The 13,416-nt window shown below is 42.2% G+C and carries 7 protein-coding genes; 2 read left to right on the top strand and 5 right to left on the bottom strand.

The annotated features are described in order from the left end of the window. Positions 1-15 precede the first annotated feature (15 nt). The gene (gene radA / locus DB520_RS03985; RefSeq protein ID WP_114748326.1) at positions 16-1,386 is read left to right on the top strand and encodes a DNA repair protein RadA; all 1,371 of its coding nucleotides are present in this window, start codon (positions 16-18) and stop codon (positions 1,384-1,386) included. A gap of 46 nt (positions 1,387-1,432) precedes the next feature. Here the strand turns inward: radA and DB520_RS03980 are convergent, their stop codons facing one another. The 5 genes from DB520_RS03980 to DB520_RS03955 form a co-directional block, all read right to left on the bottom strand. Further along, positions 1,433-4,264 carry a PVC-type heme-binding CxxCH protein gene (locus tag DB520_RS03980; protein ID WP_114748325.1) on the bottom strand — a complete coding sequence of 944 codons (2,832 nt, stop codon included), beginning with the start codon at positions 4,262-4,264 and terminating at the stop codon, positions 1,433-1,435. Continuing rightward, positions 4,261-5,049, bottom strand: a complete 789-nt coding sequence (locus DB520_RS03975; RefSeq protein WP_232834825.1) for a sugar phosphate isomerase/epimerase family protein — start codon at positions 5,047-5,049, stop codon at positions 4,261-4,263. Before DB520_RS03975 ends, DB520_RS03980 begins: the two co-directional genes overlap by 4 nt. 400 nt (positions 5,050-5,449) lie before the next feature. Continuing rightward, on the bottom strand, positions 5,450-6,478 hold the full coding sequence (gene pheS / locus DB520_RS03970; protein WP_114748324.1) for a phenylalanine--tRNA ligase subunit alpha: 1,029 nt from the start codon (positions 6,476-6,478) through the stop codon (positions 5,450-5,452). A 75-nt stretch (positions 6,479-6,553) separates the two neighbouring features. Further along, positions 6,554-10,882: a hypothetical protein gene (locus DB520_RS03965; protein WP_114748323.1), complete on the bottom strand. Its 4,329-nt coding sequence runs from the start codon at positions 10,880-10,882 to the stop codon at positions 6,554-6,556. A gap of 443 nt (positions 10,883-11,325) precedes the next feature. Further along, positions 11,326-12,363, bottom strand: coding sequence for an RluA family pseudouridine synthase (locus tag DB520_RS03955; RefSeq protein WP_114748321.1), 1,038 nt, complete (start codon positions 12,361-12,363; stop codon positions 11,326-11,328). Between the two features lie 17 nt (positions 12,364-12,380). On the opposite strand from DB520_RS03955, the gene DB520_RS03950 reads away from it, so the two are divergent. Further along, a complete protein-coding gene (locus DB520_RS03950; protein WP_114748320.1) occupies positions 12,381-13,334 on the top strand; it encodes a 1-aminocyclopropane-1-carboxylate deaminase/D-cysteine desulfhydrase in 954 nt (317 codons plus the stop codon). Positions 13,335-13,416: the final 82 nt, after the last annotated feature.

Raw genomic sequence — 13,416 nt, 5'->3', positions numbered from 1 at the left:
TATCATCGACTTTTTATGGCTAAAATTAAGACGAGTTTCTTTTGTCAAAATTGCGGTGCACAAAGCGCTAAATGGCAAGGAAAATGCCCTTCCTGCGGGGAGTGGAATACTTTTGTGGAAGAGGTAATCCAAAAAGAAGAGCAAGTTCGGGGACAATGGAAACCTTCTTCGGCTTCCAAAAAGACTTCGACCCCACAAAAAATATCAGAAGTTCGCTACGAGGAACAAGCAAGGATAAAAACCGGGGACACCGAACTCGACCGGGTACTAGGGGGTGGCCTGGTATCGGGTTCTTTGATACTGATAGGGGGCGAACCGGGGATCGGAAAATCCACTCTAATGCTGCAGATTGCCTTGATGCTTTCCAAACTCAAGGTGCTTTATGTCTCCGGAGAAGAAAGCGAAAATCAGATTAAAATGCGTGCCGACCGCATGCAATACCAGTCTGAACAGTGCTTTGTGCTCTCCGCCACCAATACTCAGGCGGTTTTTCAGCAAGTGGAAATTCTTCAGCCGGAACTCCTGATCATAGATTCCATACAAACCATGCATAGCCAATATGTGGAATCTGCGGCAGGATCCGTATCCCAGGTAAGGGAGTGTACTGCTGAAATAATGAAATTTGCCAAGGAGACTGGTACTCCGGTTTTTCTAATTGGACATATCACCAAGGATGGAGCCATAGCAGGACCGAAGGTGCTGGAACATATGGTAGACACAGTTCTTCAATTTGAAGGAGACAGACACCTGAGCTACCGCATACTAAGAACCAGCAAAAACCGCTTTGGGTCCACCAACGAATTGGGCATCTATGAAATGCGTGCTGAGGGGCTTAAGCAGGTTTTAAACCCCTCGGAAATATTGATGACCCAGAGGGAGGAGGTATTAAACGGTGTGGCTATCGGTGCCATGCTGGAGGGCAACCGACCCCTTTTGATTGAAATTCAGTCCCTGGTAAGTCCCGCCACCTACGGAACACCCCAACGAAGCAGCACAGGCCATGACGCAAAGCGTTTAAACATGCTTCTGGCCGTTTTAGAAAAACGAGGGGGAATGAGGTTAGGCCAACAGGATGTGTTCCTAAATATTGCCGGAGGACTCAGGGTAGACGATCCGGGTCTTGATCTTGCCGTATGTGCTTCACTGCTTTCCTCCTATGAAGACAGCCCTATTCAGCCTCATATTTGTTTTGCCGGAGAGGTGGGCCTCGGTGGTGAAATACGAGCTGTGAACCGGGTGGAGAGTAGGATTTCCGAGGCTGCAAAACTGGGCTTTAAACAAATTTTGGTTTCAAAATATGCCCTTAAGGGACTGGACATCACTAAATTTGATATAGACATCAAGCCAGTAGTAAAGCTGGAGGAGATGTACAGGGGAATTTTTTAAATCCTCCTGGGGTTTTCAATGCTCCTGCCTTGTTTTAACCAACTTTCTAAACCCCCATTAAGTATGCCGCAATATGTGCAATTTCGGTTTCTGAAAGATCCATCCAAGCCGGATCAGGCATTAGGCTATGCCTCAACTGCTTTCGCTGCTTAATTTTTTCGGCAGGAACAAGATGCCTTTTTCCGTTGCTTTCCAAAACTGTAACCACTGGGCCGCTGGATAAAAGCATCCCATACAGAATAGCTCCGTTTTCCAGCTCCACCAAATAAGTCTCTGAGCCAAAACCCACTGCTGCATCAGGTTCAAGGATAGCCTCTATCAATCCCTTCCTACTAAACTTCTGGTGGATTTGTCTTAAATCCGGTCCAATTTCATTTTCTATCTCACCCACACTATGGCATACCCCACAATGCCGAATGGCAAGAATCTTACCCTCTTCTTTGGATGCCTTTACCTTAACTACCCTTGCTTCCTCCAATTTTCTACTTGGATGTATGGGGAAATGGTGGGCAAGCAGGCTTTTCACCGGTAAGCTTATTTCAGCATGAAGTTCTTCTGCAGCCCTTTCTTTCTCTTCTTTGGAAAGTTTTTCCCCTATGGCCAATTGGACAAGGTGTAGCCTACCCTGCGTGCTAGAGGCAAGAAACTGTATGGCCGATTCCCTAGTACTCTCGGTGGAAGTAGTATCCAATAACACCTCTTTTTGGGTCAGTAATTCGGGCTCTTCAGTAGGCAATTGTGCGGTGGGCGATTCCCAGTCCCCCAAATAAGCACTCCACTCATTAGTTTTCCTGAATTGCAACCACCACTGCGCCATCGATTGCCGGCTGAGGTCTGAATTTTCGTAATACCCACGCATTAAGTCTGCCGCTTCTTGAGTAGGTATAAATGCCAATGCAGTCATGGATTCCATCCTTTCTTCTTGACTTAAATGACTTGAATTAATCCTTACTGCTAAATCTCTAGCCGAAGGAGTGGGGTGAAGCTCCCATACTAGTTTGGATAAGGAGATCGGCCATTTTTCTGGATTATTTGTATCGAAATGATTCAGCAAAAGAGGATAAACTATTTCCCGATGTGCTTTTAAGCCTATGCCCAAGGCGTGCAAGAGCCATGGATCCTCACCATCAAAGTCATCTATGATTGAAAAAAACAGCGGTTTACTCAACTCCCAAGAATGATCCCTTAACGAAATTGCCACTTCTGCCTTTAAAATAGGATGTGAAGAAGACAAGGCCTGTTGGGCATATTGCAGAAGGTTTGAAGCATCCTGTTGGCTTAATGCCCTGTAAGCGGTAAGGGCAAGGGCAGGATTCTGATGACTTAAATAAGAACTTACTGTTTCAATCTGCCCTAAAGCCGCCAGCAGCCATATGGACCTTGCCTTAAAAAAGGGGTTTGGGTCCTCAAGCAAATTTATTAATGAAGGAATGGCCTCAGCTCCCTTTTCCAGCAATTTCTTTCTGGCCTGTGCACGTACATGGATAGCAGGGTTTTTCAAGGCTGCGATCAATCCATCCAAATGACCAAATTCCAAATTTGGTGCCGAAAGCTTTTTGGACTTTGGATGGATTTTATAAATTTTGCCATGTCCTACCTTATCCATCATCCTGTGGCCCCCAACAATAGGATCATACCAATCTGCTACATATAAGGCTCCCTCCGTACCTACTGCGATATCACTAGGCCTAAACCATTTACTGTCATCCTCTTCTACCTCATGCCAAATATAATTGGTGTTATCAATCTGCACCGAGGAGATAAATGCCTCTCTCTGATTAAGGGGAAACCCTGCCCCTTTAAGTTTTGGGTGGTATCCAAAAATGATGTTTCTTCCTGCATCTGCGCTTAGGAGCATTCCTCTGTAGGATTCTCCTAATTCATCACCTTCTATCCTTACTATTCCTGTAGGGGAGCCTGCCCCATAAATATCCCCTGCGGGCAAAACCCCAGGATCATACTGATGCCAATGTGCAAGGGGAACGGTTTGCCCCGGCCTCCTATCTGCCTGCCAAGTTCTCTCTCCGGTGGCACTAAAAAAACCCGCATTACTACCTTCCATTAACCATGTGGTTCGGCAAGAGGCGGTTTGGTCATCATTGTCACTATGCCACATATTCCCAAAGGAATCCACAGCCACTTCAAAGGCATTCCTATAATTATGGGACAGAACCTCCATACCTGTCCCATCAGGATTTACTCGAATGACCAAGCCTCCTGTGTAGACATTGCCATCATCACTTTTTTGATTGGGGATGTTTTCCTGAGCGTAAGGGGTGTATTCGTTATATACACTTCCCGACCGCAGGGTCCAGCCATCTTTATCCTGGACTTCATGAGGACCCGCATTTCCTACGATAAAATACCATTTATCATCGGGCCCCATCACGCCAGCATGCAAACCATGGTCGTGATCCCTGCCACCAAATCCCGTCAGAAAAATCTCTTTTTTGTCCGGTAAATCGTCCCCGTTTTCATCGGTATAGATAAGGATATGAGGGGCACATGATACAATTACTTGATTTCCCACTACTGCAATTCCCAAAGGTGACCTCAAGTCCGCATCCTGTACAAAGACCTTCGATTTGTCCGCTTTTCCGTCCCCATTACTATCCTCGAGGATCATTACCCTATCCCCATTCTCATGAACCATGTGGCCGTCAGAATTTCTAAAATCCCGGTAATTTACTGCCTCTGTCACCCAAACCCGTCCCCTATGGTCTACATCTATATTGGTGGGATTATAAAAATCTGGGGATTCGGCCCATAACGTGACCTCCAAGTCATCTGGAACAAAAAGTAAGGCAGGTTCCTGCCTCTCCTGAGTGGAACATGCAAAGTTCAACATTAGTAAGTACAACAGTCTTTGACATTTCATGATTGAAAAGTATTTTGCAGAAAATGGAGATTATGTTGATAGGCTTCCTTCATTTCCATACCCTTAGGGATGGCCCCTTCTATGATGATCCAATCCTTGTACCCTATTTCGTTCAATACGTCCCTTACCCTTATAAAGTCAACCTCACCCTTGCCTAGCAACTTTCCATTTTCCTTGGCATGCACCTCACAAATATATTCGGTACCTAGCATTTTCATTTCTTCAAAAATATTGTAACCCATTGTAGTGGAGTTGGCGACATCGTAATAGACCTTGATGTGAGTGGAACCGACCTTTTCAATGATGTCCAAATGTTCCTCCGCAGACAACCAAGATTCTATGGCTAAATACACTCCTTGCCTTTCTGCTTTTGGGGCTACCTCTTTTAGCTTTCTTACTACCTCTTTTTTTCCCGTAGGATCATCCCGCAAATCTCCTTTACCAAAAAACGCCAATAAAACTACTGTGCAACCTAATGCATTGGCCACATCAATACTGTCGTGTACCCACTCTTGGGTGATGGCTTCCCGTTTATAGGGGATTTCATTTAGCTCCCCAATGGCCAAACTTGCAATCTTCACCCCGGTGGTCTTAGAAGCATGCCGATAATTTTCCTGCATACTTCTTTGTCTTAAATGCATGTTGTTGCTTGCCAAACCGAGGCTCACCTGAAGTCCATCCAAGCCTATGGCTTTAGCGGTCTGGAATGCTTCCGGTTCTGCCCTGTGTCCTATAGACCAGTCACAGGCTCCAAAATAAAATCGAGAGGTAGTCTTGGCTGACATAAAAAATGGACTAAGGTAAACGCTGCACCCCAGTGCCAAGGATTTTTGGATAAAGTTTCTTCTTTGGGTTATTTCGAGGAAGGCCATTTGGGAAAATCTTTTTCCTAAGATAGGAAAATTATTTGCTTGCTCAAATGTGGTGTTGAGCAATAGGCTCCCATTATGTTTTATTTTCCTTTTGGAAATCGGTGGTAGGTGATTGCATCTATCCTATTTGAGTAAAGACGATTTTGATGTAGGTGATCAAGTGTGTTACTTTTTTTGATTTCATCAGGGTTAATCTTCATGCCATTAAACGCCATCATTCCTATTGATATTAGATACTCAAAATGTGTCGTAATAAGGTTGGGAACCTGGGTGGTAAAAGCTGACCTAGCAGTATTGATAAGCACTTAAACAATTATAACAAAGGACGGAACTGCTTTAGAAAGCGTATGTCATTTTCGGTGAACAACCGTAAGTCATTGATCTGGTATTTTAGCATGGCAATCCGCTCTATGCCCATACCAAAGGCAAAACCTGTATATTTTTGGGAGTCGATCCCACAATTTTCCAGCACATTAGGATCCACCATTCCCGATCCACCAATTTCCACCCAGCCTGTGCCTTTACAAATATTGCAACCTTCTCCTCCACAGATAAGGCACGAAATGTCGATTTCGGCACTTGGCTCGGTAAAGGGGAAATAGGAAGGCCTGAACCTTATCTTGGTATTCTGGCCAAACATTTCTTTGGCAAAGTGATAAAGGGTCTGCTTGAGATCGGCAAAACTAACATTTTCATCCACATAGAGTCCCTCCACTTGATGGAAAATACAATGCGCCCTGGCTGAAATAGCTTCGTTACGAAATACCCTACCCGGGCTTAGGGTTCGGATAGGGGGCTTTTCACTTTCCATCACCCGTACTTGAACCGACGAGGTGTGGGTGCGAAGGGTTATGTCCGGATTTTTTTCGATGAAGAAGGTGTCTTGCATTTCCCTGGCAGGGTGGTTTTCAGGGAAATTTAATGCTGTAAAATTGTGCCAATCATCTTCAATTTCAGGGCCTTCGGATAGGTTGAAACCGATCCTTTCAAAAATTTCAATAATCCTATGCCGCGTGGCAGTAAGGGGGTGGATTCCCCCTAATGGCACCTGGGTAGGTGGTAGGGTCAAGTCAATATCAAGGCCCCTATTCTGATTTTCCTGCTGATTAACCTGATCTATAAGTTCCTTAAATTTGGCAGCAGCCAGTTGTTTCACCTCATTAACCTGCTGGCCATAGGACTTTTTCTCTTCGGCAGCAATATCCTTCATCGCTGCAAATAATTCTCCTACAACACTTTTTTTACTAATATAGCGCATTCTGTAGGCTTCAAGCTCCTCCTTGTTGCTGGCCGAAGCACTTTCTATTTCTTTGGATATTTGATCAATTTTGTCTGATGACATGCGAAGCTCTCTTATAGATTTAAGATTACAAAGCTAAAAAATTTTCTCATCCTGAAACGGACAATTTGCCTGTATCTATTGATCTTCTTCCTCTTTTCTGGGGATTTTTGGCTGCATCAAACCAGAACTTCCCGCTAACCCAGAGAAAGTAGCCTTCCAGAGGTAATTAAATACAAACCTGTTGGTGTCGCGGGTTTCGTAAATGGGTGAGCTCACCAGGCGGTTAAAAATTTTCCTGGGATTATTGCTTCTTAATGCCAAGGCATTTATTACAAAGGTGAGGACCCCCTTTCTGCCCCTTCCTCGTTCCAAGGTTCTTTCATCCAGAAGGCGAACTTTTAGGTCATTGTATTTTAAAGTCATTTCCCCAATTGCCCTCTCTTCGTTTGCGGTGAAATACCACTCCCCTCCTTTTATTACTCCCCTTTCCACTGTGACAAAAGCGTTGGTTTCCAGGATGGAATTGATCAATGCCAACTCAAAGGTATCTACAGATGCTTCTACTTTAATGGGATAAGGTGGCTCAAATAACATCTCCAGGTTAATGTTCAACTGAGCAATTCCGTTTAATTTGGAAGAGGCCCTGATACGCACCACTTCACCATTTTGCATTTCCTCTCCCAAATGGATGGGGCTCATTTTCGCATTAATCTCATGGAACGATATTTTCCCTGGCACTAAGCCTTTTTCAGGAAATTCTTCATAGGTTACCTTGCCATTTTCGATATTTATCTCGTCTACATTCACATCCATTTTTACATCCATCATAAGTTGCTGGGGCATGGGCTTCACCTTATCCTCATCTTTTGGAAGGCGCTTATCCCTAAAAATACTTCCCACAGGTGACTCGATGTTCATGGATTTGGCTATAATCTTTTTCTCCCCTATAAATTGATCCACGTCGATTCCTGCGAATACAATTCTTGGTACCACCAACTCCGCCACATCTGTTTCCTTTCCAACCTTACGGCCATATTCGTATTTACCAAACCTTGGCAACAAAGAAACTTCCTCCAGTTCGAGTTGGTCCTTTGATAGAATCACCTTTTCCACCCGAAAGATATTTAAACTGTCGGGAAGCATGATTTCGTATTCGGTTAGTTCAAATTGATAGTCATTGTTTAGCAGCAGCTTACTGTCGAAGGTTTGTTCCTTGGAGAGATCAAAATTCAAATCGGTAAGGGTAATACCAATATTTTGAAAGGAGTTAATCTCTTGTTCATTCACTTTTTCGCGAATGGAGAGTTGGCCTCCTATTATCTCAAATTGTCTTAAATTAAGAGTCTGAATAATTTTTTGTCTCGCTTTCTCTTCCTCTTCCTCCGTAATTATGGTAGCCACCTCATTTTTATCCAAATAGAAAGTAACCTCCGGCTTTTCCAGTGTCAAGGAGGTTACATCAAAATGTCCCGTTTGCTGAAAAGTGCGCAAGGAACGCGTATTCAACAATACCTTGGGAATAGAAGCAGCAACGATTGGCACCCCCTTTTTCCCTATAAAATTATTTGGAGTCAACTTGACATTTTCAAATACGACATCATCTCCTCTAGTAGAAAGTTCAATTTTAGAAAAGTTTAATGTGTGAACACTATCTTGCAAAGCCAGTGAGAAGTTATCTACTTCCATAGCCATATTTTCAAAAAACCCCGCTATATCCCCTTCCTGCAGCTTCAGGGAGTCCAAGAGAAATTCCGAAAAAGTGAGGTTTATGCCTGTTCTGATCAGTTGGACTTCTTCCCCATCTTCATCATAAACTATCTCAAACCTGGCATTTTCTGTAAGGATGGAATCCACCGCTACCACATCAATGGTTTTGGGCAAGTTTCTTTCCCGTCTTCTCTCCTCTCTTTGTTCCTCACCCTGAAGCTCTATTTGGGAATCTCTATTAATGGAAAGCTTTACATAGGCATCCTTCAACATCAACTTTTCCAAATCAAGCGTATTGTCAAACAAGAAGGCTTCAAGATCAACCCCTTTAATCTGCATATCGGGAATATCTGCTTGTATGGCAACCTTCGCATCCAGATTCTGTCGAGGCCGCAACCTCACATTTATGGTGTTAATTTCCTCTCTTGCAGAATTGAAGGTTATACGGTCCGCCACCACACTGTATTTGCCGTCTGCAATGTTAAAAACATAGTTATTCAGATTTAGATCCATCTCCTCCGCAAATAGGGTTCGGTTATCTTGGGGATCTATAAATTCATCCAAATAAAAATTCTTAATACGGATGGAAACATCATTTTCAGCAAAGGAGCGAAATGTCTCGTTTGCAAAATTATCATAGGAAAAAGACCCATCCGTTAAGGTCAAGGAATCTACCTGAACTTTAGAGAAATAACTGGTCAATAGATTCAGTATATCCCCCCGCTCGACTCTAATTGTTTCTTCCTCTTCTTCCTTTTGGATGTACTTTCTCCATTGAATTATGGGAGAAGGAATGTCTATGTGCGATATCCTTAGGTTCTCCTCAAAGTAAGCCTTACTAATATCCACGCCCCTGGCTCTGAAGGACGGTATTTCAATATCCAAAACGGTAGTTCGGCCATATCTTTGTAGGATTGTTGGAACATCCCCTGCGCTAAAGGGACGCAAATGAAAACCATCTATATCTATCAAGTTTTCCCGAGTGTCAATCAGTATTCTTTTTGCGGAAAATAAGTGCAGGTTATCGGAGAGCTTAAGGGCATAGTCTTGTATATCCAGCCTCAATTCATCGGCAAAAAAGATCTTGTCCGGTTGCTGATCAATCATCTCTTCATCCAATTGAAAATTTTCGAGCACCAAACTTATTTTTCCAAAGGAAAGACTGTCTTGTCTGATCCTCAAATGGTTGTCTAGCACCAAACTTCCATCGTTCATCTCCAAGCGCTGTACATAAATTCCCTTTAGGTATTCCCTGGTCAAATTAATAAAGTCTCCGGCTCCAGCTTGCTCTTCCCTGCCTCTCAAATCTCTTAAAATAAGCTCCGGACTGTTGATATTCATGTCGGAGATATCTATAATATTTTCATTATAGATTTTTTTGAGGTTTGCCTGGGTAAAACTCAAGGATGGAACCACCACCTCAAATAGGGGTATGTCAGGAGGATCATTTGCGTCAAATTCGGGCCTTATGCTTAACTGCTGGATGGAAACAATATCTTGAAAAGAGGATAGAAATATTTTTTCTCCAGATACCCAATGTACACCATCTGCCAATGCAAGCCTGGCACTGGTGATATCCAGTTCTGCTTCGTCTGCATAAAAAAATTGATTTTGTTTTCTTAGCTCATCCGGACCTATATAAACATCGCTCATCAAAAAGTCAATCTCTTCAGCTTCCACACGGTTCCTATTGGCATCTGTGATACCTCTTTGAAGATATTTTCCACTGTTTATGTTGAGCCTTTGGATAGAAATGGAAGAAAGGATATCCTGAATTAGAATATGTAAGTCTGTGGTTCTTACCGTATCCTGGGAACTGTCCACCGTCCTGTCAGAAAATAAAGCAAAGCTTGGTTCCTCCAGATTCAATTCTCCAATAGCCACATCAGAGGTATAAAACATTTTGTCAATATCAGCATCTGTAAGTGCGATATTATCCAGGTCTATTTCATAATACACATCAGAAAATTTGGTCACATCCGGTAAGATGCTTACCCTATCCACGGATATGGTTTTTTCCAAGGAAGAAATGTTCACAGAAAAGGCCGAAACTGTATGGATACTATCGGCCAGCAACATTTCGAAATTCCTTAAATCAAAGCTGAATCCATCGGCATTAAAAGGAATAGGTTGATCGGTTTGAGCAAGCTTGAGGTTCTTTACATACAAATTGGTGTTTGCCGCCTTTATGGATCTTTGGCTAATGAAGTTTTCCAACAAAAGGTCTGCTTCATCCACATAGATATTTTCAATGATAATATCGTTGAGTCCTTCTCCAAAGGAGCGTTGCACTTCTAGTTCCAATTGCCGCAATGGACTTAGGTCCTCGGAATCCATTTCTTCCTCCTCATCTGGTTGCCTGGACTGTACCATAGGTTCCTTTAGCCGCAGCTCTGAAACGGTCACTATCTTTGCTGACCTTTTGAAGCCCAAACCTTTCAAACTGAATTGGGGAACAACCACCCGGTAAAATGGTTTGTTCTCCAAATCGAACAACTCCTCATCTACGGGATCCAGTATAAAGCCCTTCACATAAAATCCTCTTTCAAGCAAGGAAACATTGAATCTTTCAAAATCAACGGTGTATTTTCCTCCAGATGCCTCTTGAACCTTATTTCGGATATATTCCCTTAGAAACCAATCTGAACCATAATAAAAAGCAACTTGTAAAAAAGAAAGCACCAAAAAAAGGATGAAACCTATTCTAAGTATTTTTCTAGGGCCTTTTCTTAACCTTTTTTTGAGAGCTGTTGCCATATGCCTGTCCGAGGACACAAAATTAAGTCAATATCGTTCAATATAATAACCATTAAACGCTGCAACAAATAAAAAAAGACCAAGTAAAGGGAATATTTTCCTAACCTGGTCTTTCTTGAATGCTGTAGGAGAAGGACTCGAACCTCCACGGAGCCGTTAGGCGACATAATGAGCTCCATCTGTGCTTTATCCGGTACACCAAAAAATTTGGTTACTCCACCCCCGAGACAGGAGGGCTTGTCTGCCAATTTCAACATCCTACATGATATATAAAAGCCTGCTGCTTTTAATGTTTCAAATGTAACAAAACGTTGGTTTTTAGAAAATTATTTCATCAAAAATACTGATATTTTATAGTTTAATTATTAAAACAGGTCAAAATATTAAAAATCAATAATTAAGGCTTTGGTTTTTTATATCCAATTAGGAATTTGATAAAGGTTTTAGTCGATTTCTTTGACATATTTTCTCCATTTGTCTATTACTTGCATCATATCCTCGGGCATTTCTTTTTCAAAGAATAAATTTTCCTTGGTTTTGGGATGAACAAAACCCAACGATTTGGCATGAAGTGCCTGGCGAGGCAAAATCTTGAAGCAATTGTGCACAAATGATTTGTACTTGCTAAACTGGGTGCCCTTACGAATTTTATCGCCGCCATAAACTGCATCATTGAATAGTGGGTGTCCTAAATATTTCATATGTGCCCTAATTTGATGCGTCCTTCCTGTTTCCAGTTTACATTCTATTAAAGATACATACCTTAATTGTTGAATAACGGAATAATGAGTAACGGCGTGTTTGCCCTGGTCGCGGTCTGGAAATACATCCATGACTTTCCTGTTTTTTGCACTCCTACCCACAGGTACATCAATGGTGCCTTTTTCTTCCTTAGGTTCCCCCCATACCAATGCAATGTAAGAACGGTCTATACTATGGTCAAAAAACTGGGCTGCCAATTGGGTCATTGCCGATTCAGATTTGGCAATGACCAGAAGTCCACTAGTATCCTTATCTATCCTGTGTACCAAACCCGGTCGCCCAGTGTTTCCTGACATTTCAGGCAGTTGATCAAAATAATAAACAAGCGCATTTACCAGGGTGCCCGTCCAGTTGCCATGTGCAGGGTGCACTACCATTCCTGCTGGTTTATTGACTACCAAAAGTTCGTCGTCTTCATATACAATATCCAGGGGAATATCTTCTGGTTCTACCTCGGTATCCCTATGCGAATCAGCGACCCAATAGGTAATAATATCTGAAGGTTTAATTTTATAATTTGTTTTGACCCTATTGCCATTTACCCTAACTACCCCATCCTCTATGCCTTTTTGCACCTTATTCCTACTGGCATGGGGTAGTTTGTCGGTAAGAAACTTATCCAAACGGATTGCGGACTGCCCTTTATCCACTGCAATTTCAAAATGGCTGATATTTTCACCTTCTGGAGAATATTCCTCCTCATCTTCGAAAAATTCCATGTTGTAAAATTAGGGCTATGTTGGTGGTTTTCGGTAATTTTATCCCAAAATTACAAGAAATTGTGCATCTCACCTCAGAAACAGAAAAAATCCAGCACCCGCTGCTGCATGAAAAAAATGTAGCTCTTTTTGTAAAACGCCTAGATAAATTGCCTGCTCAAATTAGCGGCAACAAATATTACAAGCTCAAATACAACCTTCAATACGCCAAATCAAAACAATATACGCAAATACTGACATTCGGTGGTGCCTATTCTAATCATATTAACGCATGTGCAAAGGCAGCAATGATTCATGGCTTGCAGAGTGTAGGAGTAATTCGGGGAGAACTCATGCTTCCATTGAATCCCACCCTATCCGCTGCAAAAGGGTTTGGAATGAAATTGCATCCTCTAAGCAGATCTGATTACAGGAATAAATACAGTAAAGAGGTAAATGATCAATTAAAAAGCCTATATGGCGATTTCTATTCAATTCCGGAAGGAGGGACTAATGCATTAGCCATCAAGGGTACCCAGGAAATTTTGAATGCTGAGGATCTTGGCTTTGATTACATTTGTACCCCTCTAGGTACGGGAGGTACCTTTGCCGGAATCTATTCCAGTGCAGCTATTCATCAAAAGGTCATCGGTTTTTCTTCTTTAAAAGGAGAATTCATTCACGAGGAAATAAGGCAGATTCTTTTAAAATATAAGGTGAATTCGGATATAGAATATGAATTGATAAATGCTTATCACTTTGGGGGATATGCCAAAATTAAAAATGAATTGCTTGAATTCATGCGAGCCTTTACCGCAGCCACATCTATCGCCTTGGATCCTATCTATACTGGCAAAATGATGTTTGGAATATTTGACTTAATAAAGCAAGGTCATTTTCCAGAAGGTTCAAACATATTGGCCATACATACAGGTGGTTTACAGGGAAATGCAGGATTCGAACAAAGGCTAAATTTAAGCTTGAAAGGGTAGTCTTACAAGATCTTCAAAATACAAAAGTAGGCTGCGTAGTCACAATAACTACACAGCTTATACTTTATTGACGGTTTGCTGG

The organism is Pleomorphovibrio marinus, from assembly GCF_003347495.1.
In the GTDB taxonomy this organism is placed as follows: domain Bacteria; phylum Bacteroidota; class Bacteroidia; order Cytophagales; family Cyclobacteriaceae; genus Pleomorphovibrio; species Pleomorphovibrio marinus.
Note: the sequence above shows the minus strand (reverse complement) of the source record. Positions and strands in the feature narration are given on the sequence as shown.